Source organism: Erythrobacter sp. HKB08 (assembly GCF_004114695.1).
Lineage (GTDB): Bacteria > Pseudomonadota > Alphaproteobacteria > Sphingomonadales > Sphingomonadaceae > Parerythrobacter_A.
Genome location: NZ_CP035310.1, coordinates 2,254,783 through 2,277,793, shown reverse-complemented (window position 1 = coordinate 2,277,793; position 23,011 = coordinate 2,254,783). Strand labels below are relative to the sequence as shown.

At 63.6% G+C, this 23,011-nt stretch carries 28 protein-coding genes; 24 read left to right on the top strand and 4 right to left on the bottom strand.

Translation table 11 applies throughout. The features are described from left to right. The first annotated feature begins 23 nt into the window (after nucleotides 1-23). From rplN to EO245_RS13455, 24 genes are all read left to right on the top strand, one after another. Entirely contained in the window at nucleotides 24-392 is a 369-nt protein-coding gene (gene rplN / locus EO245_RS10980) for a 50S ribosomal protein L14 (protein ID WP_128892966.1), read from the top strand. Beyond that, nucleotides 392-712 carry a 50S ribosomal protein L24 gene (gene rplX / locus EO245_RS10975; RefSeq protein ID WP_128892965.1) on the top strand — a complete coding sequence of 107 codons (321 nt, stop codon included), beginning with the start codon at nucleotides 392-394 and terminating at the stop codon, nucleotides 710-712. Before rplN ends, rplX begins: the two co-directional genes overlap by 1 nt. Further along, nucleotides 705-1,283, top strand: a complete 579-nt coding sequence (gene rplE, locus EO245_RS10970; RefSeq protein WP_128892964.1) for a 50S ribosomal protein L5 — start codon at nucleotides 705-707, stop codon at nucleotides 1,281-1,283. The genes rplX and rplE overlap by 8 nt, the downstream gene beginning before the upstream one ends. A 27-nt stretch (nucleotides 1,284-1,310) precedes the next feature. After that, nucleotides 1,311-1,616: a 30S ribosomal protein S14 gene (gene rpsN / locus EO245_RS10965; protein ID WP_128892963.1), complete on the top strand. Its 306-nt coding sequence runs from the start codon at nucleotides 1,311-1,313 to the stop codon at nucleotides 1,614-1,616. Nucleotides 1,617-1,627: 11 nt separating this feature from the next. Beyond that, nucleotides 1,628-2,023, top strand: coding sequence for a 30S ribosomal protein S8 (rpsH, locus tag EO245_RS10960; RefSeq protein ID WP_128892962.1), 396 nt, complete (start codon nucleotides 1,628-1,630; stop codon nucleotides 2,021-2,023). Next, a complete protein-coding gene (rplF, locus tag EO245_RS10955) occupies nucleotides 2,023-2,556 on the top strand; it encodes a 50S ribosomal protein L6 (protein ID WP_128892961.1) in 534 nt (177 codons plus the stop codon). The genes rpsH and rplF overlap by 1 nt, the downstream gene beginning before the upstream one ends. A 1-nt stretch (nucleotide 2,557) precedes the next feature. Continuing rightward, nucleotides 2,558-2,902, top strand: coding sequence for a 50S ribosomal protein L18 (gene rplR / locus EO245_RS10950; protein ID WP_128892960.1), 345 nt, complete (start codon nucleotides 2,558-2,560; stop codon nucleotides 2,900-2,902). Beyond that, the gene (rpsE, locus tag EO245_RS10945; RefSeq protein WP_234027014.1) at nucleotides 2,902-3,696 is read left to right on the top strand and encodes a 30S ribosomal protein S5; all 795 of its coding nucleotides are present in this window, start codon (nucleotides 2,902-2,904) and stop codon (nucleotides 3,694-3,696) included. Before rplR ends, rpsE begins: the two co-directional genes overlap by 1 nt. A gap of 4 nt (nucleotides 3,697-3,700) precedes the next feature. Then, nucleotides 3,701-3,886: a 50S ribosomal protein L30 gene (rpmD, locus tag EO245_RS10940; RefSeq protein ID WP_128892959.1), complete on the top strand. Its 186-nt coding sequence runs from the start codon at nucleotides 3,701-3,703 to the stop codon at nucleotides 3,884-3,886. A gap of 79 nt (nucleotides 3,887-3,965) precedes the next feature. After that, entirely contained in the window at nucleotides 3,966-4,451 is a 486-nt protein-coding gene (gene rplO, locus EO245_RS10935) for a 50S ribosomal protein L15 (protein ID WP_128892958.1), read from the top strand. A gap of 105 nt (nucleotides 4,452-4,556) precedes the next feature. Continuing rightward, a complete protein-coding gene (gene secY / locus EO245_RS10930; protein ID WP_128892957.1) occupies nucleotides 4,557-5,921 on the top strand; it encodes a preprotein translocase subunit SecY in 1,365 nt (454 codons plus the stop codon). 31 nt (nucleotides 5,922-5,952) lie between these two features. Beyond that, a complete protein-coding gene (locus EO245_RS10925) occupies nucleotides 5,953-6,600 on the top strand; it encodes an adenylate kinase (RefSeq protein WP_128892956.1) in 648 nt (215 codons plus the stop codon). A gap of 63 nt (nucleotides 6,601-6,663) precedes the next feature. Beyond that, nucleotides 6,664-7,344, top strand: a complete 681-nt coding sequence (locus tag EO245_RS10920) for an SRPBCC family protein (protein ID WP_128892955.1) — start codon at nucleotides 6,664-6,666, stop codon at nucleotides 7,342-7,344. A 168-nt stretch (nucleotides 7,345-7,512) separates the two neighbouring features. After that, on the top strand, nucleotides 7,513-8,874 hold the full coding sequence (gene gdhA / locus EO245_RS10915) for an NADP-specific glutamate dehydrogenase (RefSeq protein ID WP_128892954.1): 1,362 nt from the start codon (nucleotides 7,513-7,515) through the stop codon (nucleotides 8,872-8,874). Nucleotides 8,875-9,208: 334 nt separating this feature from the next. Then, nucleotides 9,209-9,577 carry a 30S ribosomal protein S13 gene (rpsM, locus tag EO245_RS10910; RefSeq protein WP_128892953.1) on the top strand — a complete coding sequence of 123 codons (369 nt, stop codon included), beginning with the start codon at nucleotides 9,209-9,211 and terminating at the stop codon, nucleotides 9,575-9,577. 59 nt (nucleotides 9,578-9,636) lie between these two features. Further along, nucleotides 9,637-10,026 carry a 30S ribosomal protein S11 gene (gene rpsK, locus EO245_RS10905; protein ID WP_067598921.1) on the top strand — a complete coding sequence of 130 codons (390 nt, stop codon included), beginning with the start codon at nucleotides 9,637-9,639 and terminating at the stop codon, nucleotides 10,024-10,026. Between the two features lie 104 nt (nucleotides 10,027-10,130). After that, nucleotides 10,131-11,189, top strand: coding sequence for a DNA-directed RNA polymerase subunit alpha (locus EO245_RS10900; RefSeq protein WP_128892952.1), 1,059 nt, complete (start codon nucleotides 10,131-10,133; stop codon nucleotides 11,187-11,189). Nucleotides 11,190-11,270: 81 nt separating this feature from the next. Beyond that, nucleotides 11,271-11,693, top strand: coding sequence for a 50S ribosomal protein L17 (gene rplQ / locus EO245_RS10895; protein WP_128892951.1), 423 nt, complete (start codon nucleotides 11,271-11,273; stop codon nucleotides 11,691-11,693). A 154-nt stretch (nucleotides 11,694-11,847) separates the two neighbouring features. Next, nucleotides 11,848-12,516 carry a DUF4166 domain-containing protein gene (locus EO245_RS10890; protein WP_234026883.1) on the top strand — a complete coding sequence of 223 codons (669 nt, stop codon included), beginning with the start codon at nucleotides 11,848-11,850 and terminating at the stop codon, nucleotides 12,514-12,516. Beyond that, nucleotides 12,494-13,657, top strand: coding sequence for a saccharopine dehydrogenase family protein (locus EO245_RS10885; protein WP_128892950.1), 1,164 nt, complete (start codon nucleotides 12,494-12,496; stop codon nucleotides 13,655-13,657). Before EO245_RS10890 ends, EO245_RS10885 begins: the two co-directional genes overlap by 23 nt. Before the next feature lie 10 nt (nucleotides 13,658-13,667). Further along, complete coding sequence (locus EO245_RS10880) at nucleotides 13,668-15,071, top strand: serine hydrolase (protein WP_128892949.1); 1,404 nt, start codon at nucleotides 13,668-13,670, stop codon at nucleotides 15,069-15,071. 62 nt (nucleotides 15,072-15,133) lie between these two features. After that, on the top strand, nucleotides 15,134-17,278 hold the full coding sequence (locus EO245_RS10875) for a prolyl oligopeptidase family protein (protein WP_128892948.1): 2,145 nt from the start codon (nucleotides 15,134-15,136) through the stop codon (nucleotides 17,276-17,278). Nucleotides 17,279-17,413: 135 nt separating this feature from the next. Then, nucleotides 17,414-17,998, top strand: coding sequence for a hypothetical protein (locus EO245_RS10870; protein ID WP_128892947.1), 585 nt, complete (start codon nucleotides 17,414-17,416; stop codon nucleotides 17,996-17,998). Nucleotides 17,999-18,114: 116 nt separating this feature from the next. Beyond that, the gene (locus EO245_RS13455) at nucleotides 18,115-18,828 is read left to right on the top strand and encodes a hypothetical protein (protein ID WP_199798650.1); all 714 of its coding nucleotides are present in this window, start codon (nucleotides 18,115-18,117) and stop codon (nucleotides 18,826-18,828) included. Here EO245_RS13455 and EO245_RS10860 read toward each other — a convergent pair. Genes EO245_RS10860 through EO245_RS10845 form a run of 4 tightly spaced genes read right to left on the bottom strand, consistent with a single transcriptional unit; the run spans nucleotide 18,798 to nucleotide 22,971 of the window. Then, nucleotides 18,798-19,505: a trimeric intracellular cation channel family protein gene (locus EO245_RS10860; RefSeq protein ID WP_128892946.1), complete on the bottom strand. Its 708-nt coding sequence runs from the start codon at nucleotides 19,503-19,505 to the stop codon at nucleotides 18,798-18,800. The two genes, EO245_RS13455 and EO245_RS10860, sit on opposite strands and share 31 nt — an antisense overlap. After that, a complete protein-coding gene (locus EO245_RS10855; protein ID WP_128892945.1) occupies nucleotides 19,498-20,190 on the bottom strand; it encodes a PepSY domain-containing protein in 693 nt (230 codons plus the stop codon). Before EO245_RS10855 ends, EO245_RS10860 begins: the two co-directional genes overlap by 8 nt. A gap of 10 nt (nucleotides 20,191-20,200) precedes the next feature. Further along, complete coding sequence (locus EO245_RS10850) at nucleotides 20,201-21,538, bottom strand: amidase family protein (protein ID WP_128892944.1); 1,338 nt, start codon at nucleotides 21,536-21,538, stop codon at nucleotides 20,201-20,203. 59 nt (nucleotides 21,539-21,597) lie between these two features. Then, nucleotides 21,598-22,971 carry a serine hydrolase gene (locus tag EO245_RS10845; RefSeq protein ID WP_128892943.1) on the bottom strand — a complete coding sequence of 458 codons (1,374 nt, stop codon included), beginning with the start codon at nucleotides 22,969-22,971 and terminating at the stop codon, nucleotides 21,598-21,600. Nucleotides 22,972-23,011 lie beyond the last annotated feature (40 nt).

Below are 23,011 nucleotides of genomic sequence, written 5' to 3'. Positions count from 1 at the left end.
GCCAGTGAGAAGGAACCGGATCTATGATCCAGATGCAATCCAATCTCGACGTCGCGGACAACAGCGGCGCAAAGCGCGTCCAGTGCATCAAGGTACTGGGTGGCTCTAAGCGCCGGACTGCTTCCGTTGGCGACGTGATCGTGGTTTCCGTGAAGGAAGCCCAGCCGCGTGCACGCGTCAAGAAGGGCGACGTGCACCGTGCGGTGATCGTGCGTACCAAGAAGGACGTTCGTCGTCCCGATGGCAGCGTGATCCGCTTCGACAGCAACGCCGCTGTCCTGGTCAACAAGAGCGAAGAGCCGATCGGCACGCGTATCTTTGGCCCGGTCGTGCGCGAACTGCGCGGTCGCGGCTTCATGAAGATCATTTCGCTCGCTCCGGAGGTGCTCTGATGGCTGCCGCGAAAATCAAGAAGGGTGACAGCGTCGTCGTCCTGTCCGGCAAGGACAAGGGCAAGACCGGCACCGTGACCAAGGTTCTCCCGAAGGAAGCCAAGGTCGTGGTCGAAGGCATGAATGTCGCAACCCGTCACCGCAAGCCGAGCCAGACCAACCCGCAGGGTGGCATCGATCGCTTCGAAGCGCCGATGCACATCTCGAAGGTGGCCGTGGCTGATCCCAAGGACGGCAAGCCGACCCGTGTCCGCTTCGAAGAGAAGGACGGCAAGAAGGTCCGTGTCGCCGTGAAATCCGGGGAGACCATCGATGGCTGATTACACGCCTCGCATGAAGAAGCGCTACGACGACGAGATCGTCAAGGCGATGACCGAGAAGTTCGGCTACAAGAACCGCATGGAAGTTCCGAAGCTGGAAAAGATCACGCTCAACATGGGCGTGGGCGAAGCCAGCCAGGACAAGAAGAAGGTTCAGGTTGCCGCTGAAGAAATGGCGCTGATCGCCGGCCAGAAGCCGGTCATCACCAAGGCGAAGAAGTCGATTGCGCAGTTCAAGCTGCGTGAAGGCATGCCGATCGGTTGCAAGGTTACCCTGCGCCGCGACCGCATGTTCGAATTCGTCGACCGCCTGGTGACCATCGCCATGCCCCGCATCCGCGACTTCCGCGGCCTGAACGCCAAGTCGTTCGACGGTCGTGGCAACTACGCGATGGGTCTCAAGGAGCAGATCATCTTCCCGGAGATCAGCTACGACAAGATCGAGAAGGTGCGCGGCATGGACATCATCGTCACCACCACCGCGAAGACCGACGAGGAAGCGCGCGAGCTGCTTCGCCTGTTCGGTTTCCCGTTCCCGGCTGAGCAAGCCGCAGAAAAGGAAGCGGCGTGAGCCGCTAAGGAAGAGAGCTTAAGTCCAATGGCGAAACTGAGTTCGATCAACAAGAACGAGCGTCGCAAGAAGCTCGTGAAGAAGTACGCGGCGAAATACGCGCGTCTGAAGGCTATTGCCGATGATGAATCGCTCGACGAGAGCGAACGTCTCATCGCGCGCCTGAAGATGGCGGAAATCCCGCGCAACGCGAACCCGACCCGCGTGCGCAACCGCTGCGCCACCACCGGCCGCCCGCGCGGCTATTATCGCAAGTTCGGCATCAACCGTATCGAGCTGCGCGACCTCGGCAACAAGGGCCTGATTCCGGGCCTGACCAAGTCGAGCTGGTGAGGATCTAGATTATGGCAATGACCGATCCCCTGGGTGATATGCTCACCCGTATCCGCAACGGCCAGCAGGCGAAGAAGGACTCCGTCCTTTCGCCGGCTTCCAAGCTGCGTGCGAACGTCCTCGAAGTGCTCCAGCGCGAAGGCTACATCCGTGGCTACAGCGAAGACGCTTCGGGCAAGCACCCGGCACTGCGGATTGAACTGAAGTATTTTGAGGGCGAACCTGCGATCAAGCACGTCGCTCGCGTCTCCAAGCCTGGCCGCCGCGTCTATTCGGGTTCGAAGGAACTTCCGACCGTGCGCAACGGCCTCGGCATCACCATCGTCTCGACGCCGAAGGGCGTGCTTTCCGACGCGGAAGCTCGCACCGAGAACGTCGGCGGCGAAGTGCTGGCGGAGGTGTTCTGATGAGCCGCATCGGCAAAAAGCCGGTCGCGATCCCGAGCGGGGTCGAGGCCAAGATCGACAACGGTACGCTGTCCGTGAAGGGTCCGAAGGGTACCCTTTCCATGGGTCTGTCCGACCTCATCGACTACAAGGTCGAAGGCGACGAGATCCAGGTCAACCCGGCCAACGACACCAAGCAGGCGCGTTCCTACTGGGGCATGCAGCGCACGCTGGTCTCGAACCTGGTCGAAGGCGTCACCGAAGGTTTCACGAAGACTCTCGAGATCACCGGTGTCGGCTACCGTGCGCAGGCGCAGGGCAAGAAGCTCAAGCTTCAGCTCGGCTACAGCCACGACGTTGACCTCGACGTGCCGGAAGGCATCGAAGTGAAGACTCCCGACCAGACCACTGTCGAGGTTTCGGGCATCGACAAGCAGGCCGTCGGCCAGTTTGCCGCCGAAATCCGCCGCTGGCGCAAGCCGGAGCCCTACAAGGGCAAGGGTATCAAGTACCGGGGCGAATACGTCTTCCGCAAGGAAGGGAAGAAGAAGTAAGATGGCTAAGCTTTCCCTGTTCGAACGCCGCCGTCGCCGTGTCCGCACGGCTCTGCGCAAGCACGCCGGCAGCAAGCCGCGCCTGTCGGTCCACCGCACCGGCCAGCACATCTATGCCCAGATCATTGACGACGCAGAAGGCCGCACCGTGGCCGCTGCCTCGACGCTGGGCAGCAAGAGTGCCGGCGGTAACGTCGAAGCCGCAGCCAAGGTCGGCAAGGACATCGCCGCGGCAGCCAAGAAGGCTGGCGTCACCACTGTCGTGTTCGACCGCGGCGGGTTCCTCTACCATGGCCGCGTGAAGGCGCTGGCCGATGCCGCCCGCGAAGGCGGGCTGGAGTTCTGATAATGGCAGACGAAAAGAAAACCGAAGCGACCGAAGAACAGAAGGTCGCTACCGCTGAAACCGAGCACGCTGTGACGCACGAAGAGCCGGCTGTTGCCGACACGCCGTCCGAAGCTGCCGACAACCAGTCGGCTGCCCAGGGCGACGAAGGCAAGCCGCAGCAGCGTCGTGGCCGTGGCGGCCGTGACGGTGGTGACAACCGTGGCCGTGGCCGCGGTCGTGGCCGCGACGGTGGTCGTGGTCGCCGCGAGGAAGAAGACGACGGCATCATCGAGAAGCTGGTTCACATCAACCGCGTCTCGAAGACCGTTAAGGGCGGTAAGCGTTTCGGCTTTGCAGCTCTGGTTGTCGTCGGTGACGGCTCGGGCCGCGTCGGCTTCGGCCACGGCAAGGCTCGCGAAGTTCCGGAAGCCATCACCAAGGCTACCGCTGCTGCGCGCAAGAAGATGATCCGCGTCCCGCTCAAGGAAGGTCGCACGCTGCACCACGACGGCAAGGGTCGTTTCGGTGCCGGCAAGGTCACCGTCCGCACCGCACCTCCGGGTACCGGCATCATCGCCGGTGGTCCGATGCGTGCAGTGTTCGAGAGCCTGGGCGTTGCCGACGTCGTGACCAAGTCGGTCGGTACGTCGAACCCCTACAACATGATCCGCGCCACCTTCGACGCGCTGCAGAACCAGTCGTCGCCGAAGTCGGTTGCGCAGCGTCGCGGCAAGAAGGTCGCCGACCTGCTCGGTCGCGGTGGCGCCAGCGAAGCCGAGGCGGAAGCTGAAGCTGCTGCCGTAACGGAGTAAGACGATGGCGAAGAAAGAAACCATCAAGCTCAAGCAGGTCGGATCGCCCCTGCGTCGGCCGGAAAGCCAGCGCAAGATCCTGATCGGCCTGGGTCTCAACAAGATGCACAAGGTCGTCGAACGCCAGGACACGCCGGAAGTGCGTGGCGCGGTCGCAAAGATCCCGCATCTCGTCGAGATCATCGACTAATCACTTTACCGAAGCGGTCCGGTTCGTTACCGGGCCGCTTCCATTTCAGCGCGAAACAAAGCGAAAGCGAGTGCACACTATGAAACTCAACGACATCCGTGACAACGAAGGCGCCCGCAAGGGTCGCATGCGCATCGGCCGTGGTATCGGCTCGGGCAAGGGCAAGACCGGTGGCCGTGGCCAGAAGGGTCAGAAGAGCCGCTCGGGCGTTGCCATCAAGGGCTTCGAAGGCGGCCAGATGCCGCTTCACATGCGTCTTCCGAAGCGCGGCTTCAACAATCCGTTCGGCAAGGACTTTGCCGAAGTGAACATCGGCATGGTTCAGAAGTTCATCGACGCGAAGAAGCTCGATGCGAAGAAGGACATCGACCACGCGGCCCTCAAGGCTGCCGGCCTCGCCCGTGGCGGCAAGGACGGCGTCCGCCTGCTGGGCAAGGGCGAACTGAAGGCCAAGGTCAAGTTCGTCGTCGCCGGCGCATCGAAGGGTGCGATCGAAGCGGTCGAAAAGGCTGGCGGTTCGGTCGAAGTGACCGCGCCGAAGAAAACGGCCGAAAAAGCCGACTAAACGGTAAAATTAGGGAGCGGGGGTTCGACAATCGAACCTCCGCTCCCTATTTATCTTGCCTGAGCCGGGAGGGACCGGCGCCACATCAGGATTCAAGAACTTCCCATGGCATCACGCGCCGATAATCTTGCGAGCAATCTCAGCTTCGCCAACTTCTCGAAAGCGACCGAGCTCAAGAACCGTATCTGGTTCACCATCGGTGCGCTGATCGTCTTCCGCTTCCTGAGCTTCGTGCCGCTCCCGGGCGTCAACCCGGCCGCGCTGCAGAACCTGACGGACCAGGCACGCGGCGGCATCCTCGACATGTTCAACACCTTCACGGGCGGCAGCCTCGAGCGCATGAGCCTCATCGCGCTCGGCGTCATGCCCTACATCACGGCCTCGATCGTGATCCAGCTGGCGGCTTCGCTCCACCCGACGCTCGCCGCGCTGAAGAAGGAAGGCGCCACCGGGCGCCAGAAACTGAACCAGTACACCCGTTACGGCACGGTCTTCCTGTGCGCGATCCAGGGCTGGTTTCTCGCATCGGGCCTCGAAAGTTTCGCCGCGGCCAATGGCCTGCAGGCGGTCGTCGACCCGGGCGTGATGTTCCGTATCGTTGCGGTCATCAGCCTCATCGGCGGCACCATGTTCCTCCTGTGGCTGGGCGAGCAGATCACCAGCCGCGGCATCGGCAACGGTGTTTCGCTGATCATCATGGCGGGCATCGTCGCCCAGTTCCCGACCTTCGCCTCGAACCTGTTCGAAGGCGGCCGCACGGGTAACATCACGGCACCGGTGATAGCTGCCTTCATCGCGATGGTGGTGATCCTGATCCTCATCATCTGCTTCTTCGAGCGCGCCCAGCGCCGCCTGCTGATCCAGTATCCCAAGCGCGCCACGGCCCGCGGGATGATGCAAGCCGACCGTTCGCACCTGCCGCTCAAGCTCAACACCGCAGGCGTCATTCCGCCGATCTTCGCCAGCTCGCTGCTCCTGCTGCCGCTGACGATCACGCAGTTCGCGGGCAATTCGCTCGATACCGACAGCAGCGGCGGCGCGTTCCTGCAGCAGATGCTGCAGTACCTCGGGCAGGGCCAGCCGCTCTACCTCGCGCTCTACGCCATCGGCATCATCTTCTTCTGCTTCTTCTACACCGCTGTCGTCTTCAACCCGGAAGACACGGCCGAGAACCTGAAGAAGAACGGCGGCTTCATCCCCGGCATCCGCCCGGGCAAGCGCACCGCCGACTATCTGGATTACGTCCTGACCCGCATCACGGTGGTTGGCGCGATCTATCTCACGCTGGTCTGCATCATCCCCGAATGGGCGATCGGCCAGCTCGGCGTTCCGATCTTCCTCGGCGGCACCAGCCTGCTGATCGTCGTGAACGTGACTGTGGATACGATCAGCCAGATCCAGTCGCATCTTCTCGCGCACCAGTATGGTGACCTCATCAAGAAGGCCAAACTCAAGGGCCGCATGCGTTGATCCGCACGGCGGCACCAAGGGGGTATTGCTCGTGAACATCATCCTGTTGGGTCCGCCGGGTGCGGGCAAGGGTACGCAGTCAGCCAATCTCGTAGAGCATCATGGCATGCGCCAGCTCTCGACCGGCGACATGCTTCGCGCCGCAGTCAAGGCGCAGAGCGAGGTCGGCCTGCGTGCCAAGGCAGTGATGGAGCGCGGCGAGCTTGTTTCCGACGAGATCGTCTCCGCGCTGATCGATGCCGAACTTGCCGCCATGGGCGACGATGTCGGCGCGATCTTCGACGGCTACCCGCGCACCGCCGCACAGGCTGAATCGCTCGACGGCATTCTCGAAAAGAACGGCCGCAAGCTGGACTACGTGATCGAGCTTCAGGTCGATGAGGACGCGCTGGTCGATCGCATCACCGGCCGCTTCACCTGCGCCAATTGCGGTGAGGGCTATCACGATCGCTACAAGCTCCCCGAGAAAGAGGGCGTGTGCGACAAGTGCGGTTCGACCGAGTTCAAGCGTCGTCCCGACGATAACGAGGAAACCGTTCGCAAGCGGATGCAGGAATATCGCGCCAAGACCGCGCCGATCCTGCCCTTCTACGAAGATCGCGGTATCGTCCGCCGGGTCGACGGCATGGCCGCGATCGAGGACGTGACCAAGGCGATCGAAGCTATCCTCGCTTCCTGAAATCTCGACCCTTTCCAAGCCGCCCCTCACGTGGAATAGGTGCGGCCAAGGAAAGGGATCGAAATGCTCAAATCCATCGTACCGGCCGCAGTGCTGGCACTTGCCGTCTCCGCACCGGCGCAGGCGGAAGTCGTCGCGCAAGGCAACGGCAGCTTCGTCACGCGCGACCGGGCGGTCGTTTCCGCCGACCTGCGCGAAACCTGGCTCAAGCTGATTTCGCCTGGCGAGTGGTGGGACGATGCCCACACCTGGAGCGGCGATGCGGAAAACATGTCGATCACCCCGCAGGGTGGCGGCTGTTTCTGCGAACGTATCCCCGCCGATGAAAAGCGCGACGAAGTCGGCCTCGCCGGCAGCGTCGAGCACATGACCGTCATCCACGCCTCGCCCGACAATGTCCTGCGCATGCGCGGCGGCCTGGGCCCGCTCCAGAGCGAGCCGGTCGATGGCGTTCTCACCATTGCGCTTTCGGAATCGAAAGAGGGCACGGTGATCGTCTTCGAATATGTCGTGGGTGGCTACATGCGCTTCGAAACCCCGGTGATCGCGCGTGCGGTCGACGGGGTGATGAGCCAGCAGCTCTCGCATCTCGCGGAGTTGCTCGGCCGCGTCGACGAGCCGAAGAAGCCTGCCGAGGACAAGGCTGAAGAGGCTCCGGAAGAGAGCGAAGCTGCCGAGGAAGAGGCTGAAGAGGATGCTCCGGAACGCGAGTCGGTCGACGAAGCGTTCGGCGATATCGAGTAAGCGCTTGGAGAAACTTGGCCTTTGGCATGGCGGCATTCGTCGCTAGGGTGCCGCCCATGCACATAGGCGCGAGTCGGAAAACCGACCGCGATACATGACGCGCTAGTGGTCGCTGACAATCTTGCGGGGCAGGGGCGAAGTCCCTCCCGCCAGCTCAGGAGGGGACCCATGGCTTCAGTCTACGACCGTCACGTCGATCTCAACCAGTTCATGGAAGGCGTTAAGAAGCGCAATCCGGGCCAGGATGAATTCATCCAGGCCGTGCACGAGGTTGCGCAGGACATTTTCGACTTCATCGAGGACAAGGAAGAATACCACGAAGCGCAGATCCTGCGCCGCATCGCCGAGCCCGACCGCGTGGTCTCGTTCCGCGTGTGCTGGGAAGACGACAACCACAACATCCGCGTCCAGCGCGGTTGGCGCGTCCAGAACAACAACGCCATCGGCCCCTACAAGGGCGGCATCCGCTTCCACCCGAGCGTGAACGAAAGCGTCCTGAAATTCCTCGCCTTCGAGCAGACCTTCAAGAACTCGCTCACCGGCCTGCCGATGGGCGGCGGCAAGGGCGGGGCGAACTTCAACCCCAAGGGCAAGAGCGACAGCGAGGTCATGCGCTTCTGCCAGAGCTTCATGACCGAACTCTATCGCCATATCGGCCCGGATACCGACGTGCCGGCAGGCGACATCGGCGTGGGCGCGCGCGAAATCGGTTACATGTTCGGCCAGTACAAGCGCATCACCAACCGCTGGGAAGGCGTGCTCACGGGCAAGGCGACGGAATATGGCGGCTCGCAGATGCGGCCTGAAGCGACCGGCTACGGCGCGGTCTACTTCCTGCAGAACATGCTCAAGCACAAAGGCGATGACATCGAGGGGAAGACGGCGGTCATTTCCGGCTCGGGCAATGTCGCGACCCATGCGGCCGAGAAGATCACCCAGCTCGGCGGCAAGGTCCTGACCCTGTCTGACAGCGGCGGTTTCATTCACGATCCCGACGGGTTCGACCAGGAGAAGATCGACTGGGTGAAGCAGCTCAAGAACGTGAAGCGCGGGCGGATCAGTGAATATGCCGACCACTTCACCAATGCGACCTTCCACGAAGGCAAGCGCCCCTGGGACGTCTCGTGCGACCTGGCGCTGCCGTGTGCGACGCAGAACGAGCTCAACGAGGACGAGGCGAAGGCTCTGGTCGCCAACGGCGTGATCGGAGTATCGGAAGGCGCGAACATGCCGACGACGCTCGAGGGGGTGAAGGTCTTCCACGATGCGAAGATCCTCTACGGCCCGGGCAAGGCGGCGAATGCCGGCGGTGTCGCGGTCTCCGGCCTCGAGATGAGCCAGAACTCAGAGCGCATCAGCTGGAACCACGAACGGCTCGGTGAAATGCTGACCGAGCTGATGGAGGGCATCCACGGCAAGTGCGTCGAATATGGCGAGCAGGACGGCGGCTATGTCGACTACGTGAAGGGCGCGAATATCGCCGGCTTCAAGAAGGTCGCCGACGCCATGCTGGCCTTCGGCGTCGTCTGATCGTCCACATTCCGGCGCGCCGTGTGGGTGCGAGCTATTTTGACAAGCCGCCCGGCTCGTGTAGGATAGTTGCATTGCACGGTGCGCCACCCATATGGGCGGCGTCGCTTGTTGCGCGCGTCGCCTGTTGACCTGAGAGGCGAATCACCGTAAGCGCGCCATTCATTCGACAATTTCGGAGAAGTCCGGCAGGCGGCAGCCAATGATGCGCGCCATCCGGGCTTTTTGCCGTAGCGGCGCCGGAGCGGTCGATTGAATTGAGCGATGAGATAGGGGTGCGTCCCTTTGCCAGTCGGCGAAACGGCGTAAATCCCTGTGGAGCATGGAGAAGTAAGTGGCTCGTATTGCCGGGGTAAACCTCCCCACCAACAAGCGCGTTATCATCGCGCTGACCTACATTCACGGTATTGGCCGCACGACGGCCGTCGAGATCGCCAACAAGCTTGGCATCGATCACACCCGCCGTGTCCAGGACCTGTCCGACGAGGAAGTCCTGCGCATTCGTGAAACGATCGACAGTGACCACACGGTCGAAGGCGACCTTCGTCGTGAAACCGCGATGAACATCAAGCGCCTGATGGACCTCAAGTCCTATCGCGGCCTGCGTCACCGTAACGGCCTGCCCGTTCGCGGTCAGCGCACGCACACGAACGCCCGTACCCGCAAGGGCAAGGCCAAGCCGATCGCCGGGAAGAAGAAGTAAGCCGGGTCCTAGAGACCTTCAGGCTTTTTCCTTCGTCCGCAAAAAAAGGAATACGAGAAATGGCACGCGAACCCGCCAAGATCAGGCGCCGTGACAAGAAGAACATCACCAGCGGCGTGGCGCACATCAACGCCAGCTTCAACAACACCATGATCACCATCACCGATGCGCAGGGCAATGCGATCAGCTGGTCCAGCGCCGGCATGATGGGCTTCAAGGGTAGCCGCAAGTCGACGCCGTATGCCGCGCAGGTCGCTGCAGACGATGCCGGCAAGAAGGCTGCGGAACACGGTGTTCGCACCCTCGAAGTCGAAGTGAAGGGCCCGGGCTCGGGTCGTGAGAGCGCGCTGCGTGGTCTCGCTGCAGTCGGCTTCAACATCACGTCGATCCGTGACGTGACGCCGATCCCGCACAACGGCGTGCGGCCTTCGAAGCGGCGCCGCGTCTGATCCGAACCTGCCTGGCGGCCCTTCGGGGTCGCCGACATTCCTCGGACCGGACGCGCTCACAAGGCGCTGCCGGTCCTGCCCGCATCTAGTCCCAGGGGAAATCCATGTCCGTCAATACCAAGAACTGGCAGGAACTTAAGAAACCCAACACCCTCGACATCAAGGAAGCCGGTGGCGACAAGAGCCGCAAGGCAACCTTCGTCGCAGAACCGCTCGAGCGCGGCTACGGCCTGACGCTCGGCAACGCGCTGCGCCGCGTTCTGCTTTCGTCGCTCCAGGGTGCCGCGATCACGTCGATCAAGATCGAGAACGTGCTGCACGAGTTCAGCTCGCTCGCCGGCGTGCGCGAGGACGTGACCGACATCGTCCTCAACGTGAAGCAGATTGCCCTCAAGATGGAAGGCGAAGGCGCCAAGCGTCTGCAGCTTTCCGCGACCGGCCCGGCCGAAGTCACCGCCGGTGACATCGCCGTGACCGGCGACATCGAGGTGATGAACAAGGATCTCGTGATCTGCCACCTCGACGAAGGTGCGAACCTCAACATGGAACTGACCGCAGACGTCGGCAAAGGCTACGTCCCGGCTGTCCAGAACCGTCCGGCAGACGCGCCGATCGGCCTTATCCCGGTCGACTCGCTTTACTCGCCGGTTCGCCAGGTGAGCTACAAGGTCGAGAACGCCCGCGTCGGCCAGGAACTGGACTACGACAAGCTGTCGCTGACCGTCGAAACCGACGGCACCGTTACGCCGGAAGACGCGGTGGCCTATGCCGCGCGCATCCTGCAGGACCAGCTGACCCTCTTCGTCCACTTCGAAGACGGTATCCCGCAGCCGAGCTCGGCCATGATCGGCCAGGCCGCGCAGCCGGAAGAAAGCGACGCCAACCAGCTCAACCGCTACCTTCTCAAGAAGGTCGACGAGCTGGAACTGTCGGTCCGTTCGGCCAACTGCCTCAAGAACGACAACATCATCTACATCGGCGACCTGGTCCAGAAGACCGAAGCCGAGATGCTGCGTACACCGAACTTCGGCCGCAAGTCGCTCAACGAGATCAAGGAAGTCCTCTCCAGCATGGGTCTGCGCCTCGGGATGGATATCCCGGGCTGGCCGCCGGAGAACATCGAAGAAATGGCCAAGAAGCTCGAACAGGAACTTCTCGGCTAATTACGGGAATGGGCCGGACCCGAATATCCGGCCCGTACCGGGGTACCTCGCACGGCCCCCTTACGAACGAAGGAAAGTATAATGCGTCACGGAATTTCGCAGCGTAAGCTGAGCCGCAAGTCGGGCCACCGCAAGGCCCTGTTCCGCAACATGTCGGCCGCGCTGATCAAGCACGAGCAGATCCTGACCACGGCTCCGAAGGCCAAGGAACTGCGTCCGTATGTCGAAAAGCTGATCACGCTTGCAAAGCGTGGCGGCCTGTCGAACCGTCGCCTGGCGCTGAGCCGTCTCGGCGACGACGCGCAGCTCAAGAAGCTGTTCGACGTCCTGGCCGAGCGTTATGCGGATCGCGACGGCGGCTACACTCGCATCATCAAGGCCGGCTACCGCGCTAGCGACGCTGCGCCGATGGCGGTCATCGAACTCGTCGACCGCGACGTCGACGCCAAGGGCCAGGACAGCGGCCCGGTGATGACCGAAGAAGACGATTTCGAAGACGCGTAAGCCGCGCTTCACCGAACACCGAAAGGGCCGGGGGGAAACCTCCGGCCCTTTTCTTTTGCCTTGACTCCCGAATGCTTTAGCGTAATTTCTGTTTTGACAGAAATAAACGTAGGTCACAGCGAAACGCCAATCCGCCGAAGAGGGAGTGCGGGCCATGAGCGTAGCAGTCGAACGGAATTCCGCGCCGCTCCAACGGGTGGATCCCGGCCATGGCGGCAAGGCGGTGGACCTGCGGTTCAGGCGATTGGTCGGCGAAGCCGCGTGGCGAAGACTGCCGGCTGCAGTGCAGGCCCGCTTCGCCAAGCGCATTGGTCCTTCGGACATCGCGGTCTACCGGGGCGAAGTCCTCTCAACGAAGCATTCGCGGCTTGGCTGGATGCTGGCGCAGGCAGCGCGCCTGTTCGGTTCTCCCCTCCCGCTCGAAAGTGGCGGAAAACAGGTCGCGGTCGTCTCCGTCAGCGAACATGCGCAGAGCGGCGGGCAATGCTGGACGAGGGTTTACAGCCGCGCAGGTTCCTTCCCGCAGGCGATCAATAGCGCGAAACAATTCCGTGGACCGACGGGGCTCGAGGAATATCTCGGGCGCGGCTTCGGCATGGCGTTAAAGGTAGAGGCCGACCAAAGCGGCCTGGTCTTCCGCAGCGACCACTATTTCCTTCGCCTCGGCAGGCTGCGCCTTCGCATTCCGCACTGGATGGGGCCGGGCCGCACGACAGTCGTCCACCGCGATCTCGGCAAGGGGCGCTTTGCTTTCGACCTCAGGCTCGACCATCCGCTATTCGGCGCACTGGTCGTGCAGCATGCGGAGTTTCGCGATGAATAGCGCGCTCAAGGTCCTGATCATCGGCGGCAGCGGAGTGTTCGGCAGCAGGCTTGCGGCGCTCGCGGCCGGCGAGCCGGGTGTCGAGATCACGCTCGGCGGGCGCACGCGGAGCAAGCTTGTCGACGTTGCGAGCCAGTTGTCGCCTAAGCCATCCATCCTTGTCCTCGACCGCAATGCGATCGATCAAGAGGACCTCGAGCCCTTCGACCTCGTGATCGATGCTGCCGGACCGTTCCAGGCGAGCCAGTCGCATGTGATCGTCGCCGCGCTCGCTTCGAAGACGCCCTATGTCGATCTTGCCGACGGCCGGCAGTTCGTCGCCGACTTTCCCGGGTTCGACGACGCAGCACGGCGCTGCGGCGTGCCGCTGGTCACGGGCGCGAGCTCCATCCCTGCGCTGAGCCATGCCGTACTCGACCGGATGACGGCGGGGTGGCGCGCAATCGATGACATTCGCATCGGCATCTTCCCCGGCAACCGCGCCCCGCGCGGCCTGTCGGTCGTCGAGGCGATCCTGTCATACGTCGGCAAACCCGTCCGCGTCTTCCGCGAAGGCGAATGGCAGCAGGTGCCGGGCTGGGGCATGGTCCACCGCGAGGATACCGGCGATCCGGGGCGCCGCTGGGCCGCCGTCTGCGACACGCCGGAGCAGGACTTGCTGGTCCAGCGCTACCGGCCGCGCCGGTCGGCGGAGTTCTTCGCCGGGCTCGAACTCGGCATCCTCCATCTCGGCCTCGCGCTATGCGCAATGCCGGTGCGCTGGGGCTGGCTGAAGAGCCTAAGGCCGCTGGCGAGGCCGATGCTCGCGATCTCGCGGCTCTTCCTCCCCTTTGGCTCCGATCGCGGTGCAATGACGGTCGAGGCGAGGGGCGAGGATGGCGAGGGCAGGGCTATCCATGCGCGGTGGAACCTGCGTGCCGATGCAAACCGGGGACCGAACGTCCCCATCCTCGCGGCGCTCGCTCTCGTCCGGCGGTTTCGCGATGGCTGGGGGCCGGAGCCGGGCGCGCATGTCTGTGCGGGAATGCTCTCGCTGAGAGAGTTCGAAGCGGACTTCGCGCGGCTCGGTATCGTCCACAGCCAGGTCGAAACGCATGGCGGTGCAAGCGAGGCTTTGACAGCACTGTCGCGGGCTGCATAACTCCCGCCCCATGATCCGTCAGACCCTCGCAGCCGGCGCGCTGCTTCTCGCCACGATCCCGATTGCCGTGCCTGCCACGGCCCAGAGCCAGCAGGACGAACTCGACACCCGCTACGACCGCGCGCTCGCGGCAGGCTACAAGGCGCTTTTCCTATGCAGCGCGATCGCAAATGCCGAGCGGGCGGGCACGACGAGGACACCGCAGAGCGTCCACGATTGGGAACTGACGGGCATCCAGGCGCCGCTCGACGATATCGTGCGCGAACTGCCTTACGAGATCATGCGTAATCCAGCACCGGATGCACAGATCCGCGGCGTGAAGGTCGAATGGGCCGAGGACATGCCGCCACGCCTTGCACTGCATGATTCCCAGCGCGGCTGCTCGATCATGCCGATCGGCGGAGGTGGCCCGCCGGTGGTGACGCTGAGAGAGGCACCGGACATGGAAATGGCCTGGCCCGAAGCGCAGGCGAGCGCGGTGCTCGATGCGACGGTCGCCACCGCGTTCGAGCAGGAGGAAGGCATCGGCCCCCGAACCACGGCCGTCGTGGTGCTCCAGGACGGCGAAATCGCCGCCGAGCGATATGCCGAGGGCTTCAATCGCAACACGCCGCAGCGCACGTGGTCGGTCGCCAAGAGCATCACGGCGACGCTGGTAGGCGCTGCGGTCCATCGCGGCGAGGCCAAGGTCGACAACAAGATGGGCAACGGCCTCCCGCACGCCGTCTTGCCCGAATGGTCCAAGGCGGGCGATGCGCGCATGCTCATCAGTATCGACCACCTGCTGCGGATGGCTTCGGGGCGCTATTCTGACACGCCGGGCAACCGGACCGACCCGCTTTACTTCGGTGGCAGCTCGGTCGAGGAGACAGCGGTTCACTGGCCGCTCGTCCACAAGCCGGGGACCGTCTATCGCTATGCCAACAACGACACGCTGATGGCGGTGAAGGCAATCGCCTGGAGCTTCGACCAGCATCCGCCGAGCGCCTTCTTCGACCAGGTCGGCATGAACCACACCGTCGCCGAGACCGACTGGGAGGGCAGCTATGTGCTTTCGAGCCAGGTCTGGTCCACCGCGCGCGATCTTGCGCTGTTTGGGCAGCTCTATCTCGACGACGGCGTGCTGCCCGACGGTACGCGTATCCTGCCCGAGGGCTGGGTCGAATATGTCTCCTCGCCGAGCGGCCCGCAGCCCGAGGGGCGCGGCTTCGGCTACGGTGCGGGCTTCTGGCTGCTCAATGCGAGCGAGGGCATTCCGTCCGACACGTTCGCCGCTCTCGGCAATCGCGGGCAGCATGTCGTGATCGTGCCGAGCCGCAAGATCGTCATCGTGCGGCGCGGCGAGGATCCCGCCGGCACACGCTTCGATATCGAGGCTTTCACGCGCTCCGTGCTCAAGGCAATCGAGGATTGATTGCAAAGTCGGGCCAGCTACTTACATCCCCTTCCAACCAGAATACCCAACCGGAGAGACCCATGCGCCTTCGCACCGCCGCCCTCGCGGCATCTGCCATCGCCCTTGCTTTTGCCAACCCCATTTCAGCCCAGGACATGCCCGTGCCGACCTATCCCGAAACCCGCGCCGACGGCACGGTCGAAACCATCTTCGGACAGGAAGTCGCCGACCCGTTCCGCTGGCTGGAAGAGGACGTGCGCAACAGCGAAGAGGTCGCCGCGTGGGTGGCGCGCCAGAACGAGCTGACCGATAGCTTCCTGTCCGAACTGCCGGGCCGCGAAGCCTACGAAGCGCGCATCAAGGAACTCTACGACTACGAACGCTTCGGCATACCGACAGAGAAAGGCGGGCGCTATTTCTACAGCCGCAACGACGGCTTGCAGAACCAGTCGGTGCTCTATGTGCGCGAAGGCCTCGACGGCGAACCGCGCATGCTGATCGATCCCAACGAATGGGCCAAGGACGGCGCGACCGCCCTGTCGGGCTGGGTCCCGACCGAGGACGGCAGCAAGCTGCTCTATTCGATCCAGGACGGCGGCAGCGACTGGCGCACCGTGCGCGTCATGGACGTCGCGACCGGCGACATACTTGCCGACGAGGTCGAGTGGGTGAAGTTCTCCGGCTTGAGCTGGGCGAAGGACGGTTCGGGTTTCTACTACAGCCGCTTCCCTGAAACGGGCGAGGGCGAGACCTTCCAGGCGCTCAACACCAACCACCAGGTCTATTTCCACCGCCTCGGCCTCGACCAGAGCGAAGACGAACTGGTTTACGCGACGCCGGATCGCCCCGATCTCAACCACTTTGCCAATGTGACCGACGACGGACGCTATGTCCTGGTGACCAGCTCGAGCGGCACGGACGACCGCTACGAGGTTACGCTGGTCAGCCGCGAAACGGGCGAGAAGCGCACGCTCATCCCCGGGTTCGATCACAATTATTCCTACGTCGGCAATGACGGCGACAATTTCTATTTCGTCACCAATGACGGCGCCCCGCGCGAGAAGCTGGTGATGTTCGACCTCGCGCAGGATGACCCGGAAGCGGTCACGATCATTCCGGAAATGGAAGAGACGCTGCAGGGCGTCTCGCTGGTTGGCGGCAAGCTGGTCGCCAGCTACCTCAAGGACGCGAAGAGCCTCATCCGCATTCACGGCCTCGACGGAACGCTGCAGCGCGACGTTGCGCTTCCCGGTATAGGCAGTGCGGGCGGCTTCGGCGGCGAGCTCGATAAGAGCGAAACCTTCTACTACTTCTCGAGCTACAACCGCCCGACCACGATCTACCGCTACGACATGGATAGCGGGGAGAGCGAGGTCTGGGCCCAGCCCGATGTCGCGATGAACCCCGACGACTACACCGTCGAGCAGCTGTTCTACACCTCCAAGGATGGCACCAAGGTGCCGATGTTCCTCGTGCGCCGCGCGGATATCGCGGCAGAGGGCAAGGCGGTTCCGACGCTGCTCTACGGCTATGGCGGCTTCAACATCTCGCTCACGCCGGGCTTCTCGCCGAGCCGCATCGCATGGCTCGATGCGGGCGGCGCCTATGTCGTCGCGAACATCCGTGGCGGCGGCGAATACGGCAAGGACTGGCACGACGGCGGCCGCCTGATGAACAAGCAGAACGTGTTCGACGACTTCATCGCAGCGGGCGAGTTCCTCAAGGCGAACGGCTACACGACGCCGAATGGCCTTGCGATCGAAGGCGGCTCGAATGGCGGTCTGCTCGTCGGTGCGGTGGTTAACCAGCGACCCGATCTCGTCGATGCGGCACACCCTGCAGTCGGCGTGATGGACATGCTGCGCTTCGACCGCTTCACCGCGGGCCGTTACTGGGTCGACGATTACGGCTATCCGTCGAAGGAAGCGGACTTCAACTACCTGCTGACCTACTCGCCCTATCACAACGTGCGTGACGGTGAGGATTATCCGGCAGTGCTGGTGACGACCGCCGACACCGACGACCGCGTGGTTCCGGGTCATAGTTTCAAATACACCGCAGCGCTGCAGGCGGCCGAGCTAGGCGACAAGCCGCAGATCATCCGTATCGAAACACGTGCCGGCCACGGCTCGGGCAAGCCGACCGACAAGGCGATCGAGGAAGCGGCCGATGTGGGCGCATTCCTGGCCTATTTCACCGGCCTGGACCTGTCGGACGAGGAATAATCCGCGCGTTCAGGAAATTGATCGGTTTCCTGAACATCGCCTGTAACCGTAATTCAGGGTGACATCAGGGGCGTTCCTTTAGACCGGCATTCGAAATCGAGGCACACGGCTTCGATCCGGAACGAGGAACGTCCCATGAAGACCATGTCCAAAGCCCTGTTGAAAGGCACAATCGGAACCGTCGCCGCAGGTGCGATGGCGATGGCTTCCGCCACCCCCGCATTCGCCAACGATCGCCACCGCGACCGTGGCATCGACGCTGGCGACATTATCGCCGGCGCGCTGATCATCGGCGGCATCGCAGCAGTGGCCTCCGCTGCGAGCAACGACCGCGACCGGTACCGCTACCGCGATGGCCGCTACTACGACCGCGACTACCGTGTGCGTGGCAATCCGCGCGCCGCGATCGAGCGCTGCGTCAACGCCGTCGAGCGCGATGCGCGCCGTGCCGGCTACCGCTTCGCCGATGTGACGCAAATCCGCGATGTCGATCGCGAGCGTCGTGGCTGGGAAGTGAAGGGCCGGCTCGTTGTCGACGGCCAGCGCGGCTACTCCCGCTATGGTGATCGCTACAATCGCTACGACAGGTACGATCGCTATGATCGCTACGACCGTCGCGGTTACGACCGCCGGGGCTACGATCGGGGCAAGTTCACTTGCGAGATCGAACGCGGCCGTGTCGTCGACATCGACTACAGCGGTATCCGCGGCCTGCGGTGATCGCTGACACCGACAGATAGTCACGCTGGGCGGTTCAGGCTGACGACAGCCTGGGCCGCCTAGTTTTATGCGCAATATGGCGGCAGTGCGTCGCTTCTCGATCAAGGGGACCAACCATGACCCGCTTTACCAAACCCGCATCCGCTGCCGCTTTCGCCGCGATCTTCTCCATGGCCGCGATGCCGGTCGCCGCAGCCGACATTCCGATGCCGACGGGCCACACGGGTTATGCGGACACCAATGTCGCGCAATGGGATGGCGACGGCGAAATTGCCGAGCGCCATCGTTACCGCCGCTATCGTCGCAACCGCGTCGACGCGGGCGACGTGCTTGCCGGCGTCCTGATCATCGGCGGCATCGCTGCCATTGCCAGCGCGGCTTCCAAGAACAACGAGCGCCGCGAGCGCGTGCGCGAGGATTACCGCTATCGCGACTATGACCGCAATCGCGGCTCGCGCTATTCGAACGGCGGCGAAGGCATCGACCGTGCGGTCGACATGTGCCTCGCCGAGATCGAGCGCGACGTGCGGGTCGACACGGTCGACAACGTCAGCCGCGACGGCGAAGGCTGGATGGTCACCGGGCGCGTATATAATGGCGACGGCTTCTTCTGCCGCATTGGGAACGACGGCCGGATCTCCGAACTGACCTTCTCGGGCCGAGGTGCTTCCTACGATGCGGAAGATCGCCAGGCGAGCGACCGCCAGTGGGACGATTCGCGTTACCGCGACGCCCGCCGCAATGCCGACGAGCAGGGCGAGAACCTGCCGTCCTATCCCGGCGGCCCGATCGACGGCGATTATGACGAGGACGAAGATTTCGACGGCTGACCCGTCTCGAGTTCCTCTTCGGTAAGGACCGCAACCTCTTCGATTTCCAGCCCTTTGCGCCCCTCGCGATAGGAAGGGAGCGCGAGGTTGAACCGGATCGCGGCGCTGCGCAGGACCAGTCCTGCCGCCGTCGCGATCGTCCATACCAGCCAGTCCTGCAGCGGCAGGAAGCTGCCCAGCACATTCAGCGTCGCGGAAAGCGCGGCTGCCGTGACGTAGAGCTCGGGCCGCATGATGATCGATGGGCGACCGGCAACCACATCGCGGATGATGCCGCCCACACAGCCCGTGATGATGCCCATCAGGATCGCCGGAACCGGCGGCACGCCATAGCTCAAGGCCTTGGCGCTCCCGAGCACGGCATAGGCCGTCAGGCCGAGGCCATCCGAATAGTCGAGCAAGCGACCTTCCCACCAGCGCGTCGGCGTGAACCAGGCGATCAGTGCCGTCGCGAGGCAAACGGCCGCGATCCACGGGTCGCTGATCCAGAAAACCGGCGCATCGATCAGCAGGTCGCGGATCGTGCCGCCTCCGACACCCGTGACCAGCGCGAAGAACGCCATGGTCACGAAAGTCTGCCGCTCCTTCGCCGCGAGCAAGGCTCCCGACAGCGCGAAGACCGCGACGCCCAGCACATCGAGCGCGTCGAGGACCGGGGTGGGAATTATCTCATCCATTGACTTTGACGCGTGCCTTGCGCCGACGGAACATTAGGATGCAGCCGAGCAGCGAGCCGATGACGCCGAGGATCGCGAAGATGATCAGGATCGGGTGCGAGGTATCCTCGCGCGTCTGCAGGTCCATGATGTGCAGGCCCCACATGAAATCGAAGCCGCGCCACCAGCGGGTGCGGACCGCCTCGATCTCCCCGCTGTCGCGCCCGATGTAAACATGCGTCCCGTCCTCGAGTGCGACCTGCCACACCGGCATCGGACGGCGGAAGTCGAAGGGAACAGCATCGGCTTCGAAGAAGGTCACGCTTTCAACCTTGTCGCCGCCCTTGATGGCGCTTGCCGCCACTTCGCGCGCACCGATCGCATCGAGCGGCTCGATCGCCTCACCGCTGGCGAGGTCGAAGCGGCGCACGCTGCCGTCCATCATGGTGACTTCGCTGATCGCCTGCCCGCGCTGCATGAAGGCGCGCATTTCCTTGACCGGGCCATTGGCGGGCGACGCCCCGCCCGGCAGGGCTAGCGGCTGTGCAGGCTGCTCGATGCGCAAGTGATTGCCGCGCACTTCCTCGATCGGTTTTGCGACCATGAACAGGCCGGTGAGCGTCCACATCAGGATCGGAACGCCGACCAGCCAGCCCAGCCAGATGTGCCACTTGGCGAAGCGCTGCATGAATTTCTGTCGTGCCATGGCGCGCCGCTTAGCCGTGGCCCAGTATCTCGGCAATTCCCCGCGCGGCACTTATGCAGTCCAGATCGCTCCAGCGCGGCCCGATCACCTGCATGCCGCATGGCAGCCCGCCTGTTCCGCCTACGGGAAGCACGGTGCTCGGCAGGTTCGGGAAAGTCGCGATTCCGGCATAGGCGAGGCCGTCAGCGGCGCGGACCATCTTCCCGTCGATCTCGATCTCGCTCTGGAAGATCTGTCCGTCGTGATGCGGCACGGCGAGGACCGGCGCCGGCGGGCACAGGACGAAATCGTAGGTCGCGAACAGGTTCTCCCAAGCGCCTTCGTTGCGCGCCTGCGCGTCGAGCAGGTCGAACCAGTCGGTCGCGGTGGCACGCCGACCGTCGGGGCCGGGCATGCCGCGCGCCATCGCGATATTGAGCATCCGCAGGTAATGGCCATGCTGCGCGCCGAGGTCGGGCAGCAGGTCGCTGCTGCGGTCGACGCGCAATCCTGCCGCTTCCATCGCCTCGATCGCCGCCTCGATCGGTCCGCGCACAGCGCCGTCGACCGGGCAGACCGGCTGGTCCATTACGACGAGGAAGCGACATTCCTTCAGCGGCTTGTCGGTGCTGCGAATGGGGATCGTCGCCGTCAAGCGCATCAGTACGTCGATATCGGCTCCGCTGCGCGCAAGCGGCCCGGCGATCGAGAGGACGCCGTCATGCGCATCGCGGCCTGCCATCGCCGGGTGGTCGTGGCCGTGCTTGCTGACCAGTCCCCAACTCGACTTGTGACCCCACACGCCGCAGAAATGCGCGGGTACGCGAACCGAGCCGCCGATGTCGGTCCCGAACTCGCACGCGCTCATTCCTGAGGAAACCGCCGCAGCCGAACCGCCCGACGAGCCGCCGGGGCTGCGCGAATGGTCGTGCGGATTGACCGTGCGGCCATAGACCGGGTTGGTCGATTGCCAGTCGGCAAGATCGGGCGGGACATTCGTCTTGCCGAGGATCACGGCCCCGGCTTCCTTGAGCTGTCGCACGACCTTGGAATCGCGGGTGGCGATATTGTCCTTGTATTGCAGGTGACCCCAGCAGGTCGGCAGGCCGGCGATGTCGAAGCTTTCCTTGATCGTCATCGGCACGCCGAAGAGCGGCTGGCTGTCCATGATGTCGAGCCCGACCATCGCCTTCGCCCGGTCGCGCGCACGGTCGAAGTCGCGCACGACGACTGCGTTGATCGGGCCATCCAGCGCCTCGATCCGGGCGATAGCGGCATCCACCGCCTCGAGCGGCGAAAGCGCGCCGCTACGGACTTGCGCGGCGATTCCGAGCGCGGTCGGCTCGTCGGTCAGCTTCGGAAACGTCATGGTCCTCTCCCCTTGCGCACCTGTCTAGGACGCGAGGGGAGGGGGCGCAATCGGCTGCGTTATTCGCGCGCGCCGGGCATTTCGGCGCCGTTCTGGAACAGTGTTAGCCCGGTGATCGCTCCATCCTCATCGCGGTCGAAACGAACCTTCGCATCGACGACCTTGAGGAAGAACATGTCCTCGCTTTCCTTGAACAGCGGGAAAGCGGGCTGGTTGGTCGCCTGCGCGACGAGGCCGTTCTCGTCCTGCGTGATGGTGATCTTGAACGTCGGGGCGAGAGCGTAGGTGCCGAGATATTCGCCCAGCTCGTCGGGCTCGGTCGCGACGGCCACACGCTCGTTCGCCAGCTGAACTTCGCCGCCCTGGGTGAGCGTCATCAGCGAATGGCCGAGCTTGGTCGCCGCACCGCCATTGAGGTTCGCCAGCACCGCCACGGTGATATCCCGTTCCCGGTCGTGGCCGAGCCATGCATTGAAACCCTCGATCCCGCCGCTGTGCCAATAATAGGTGCCTTCATCACCCGGCTGTTCGACCACGCCAAGGGCGTATTTGCCGCCGTTGAAAGCCTCGATATCGGGCGGGGTGAGATATTGCTCGAGCGATTCCGGCTTGAGCAGCTTGCCGCCGAACAACCCGCGCTGCCATTTGAGCAAATCGCCGGTGGTCGAATACATCGCGCCTGCGCCGCGCGGGATGCCCATGTAGACGTAATCGGCATTGACCACGCCGTTCTCGGCCGGGGAATAGCCCGAGGCACGCTTGGGCAGGATCGCCGCGCTCGTATCGATCCCGGTATTCGCCATGCCGAGCGGGTTGAGGATGCGCGAGCGCAGGAAGCTTTCGTAACTCTCGCCGCTCGCTTCCTCGACCAGCGCAGTGAGCACCAGGTAGCCGGAATTCGAATAGGCGAATTTCTCGCCCGGTGCGAACTCCAGCGGCTCTCCCGCAAAGCGTTCGATCATCTCCTCGCGCGTCTTGGGCAGGTATTTGATCTCGGAACGGAAGTCGTCGAAGCTGGTGACGTTGGGAATGCCGGAAGTGTGCTGGAGCAGGTGACGCACCGTGATCGCATCCCAGCTTTCCGGGCTGCCGGGCCAATAGCTCTTCACTGCCGCATCGAGGTCGATCTTGCCTTCTTCGGCGAGCATCAGGATCGCGACGGCGGTGAACTGCTTGGTCACCGACCCGATGCGGAATTTCGTGTCGACCGTGTTGTCGATATCCCATTCGATGTTGGCATCGCCGTAGGCTCTCTGCAGCACGATGCCGTCGCCCTGCGCAACGAGCACCGTGCCCATGAACGCATTCGTATCGACTTCCGCAGCGATGACCTCGTCCATGCGCGCAGTGTCCTGCGCCGCAGCGGGCAGGGCGATCGCGAGCAGCGAGACGGGCGCAATTGCCAGGGCGATGTGTCGGGGGGTGAATTTCATGCTGCCTCCACGGTGATTTACATCAATAATACACCCTGAA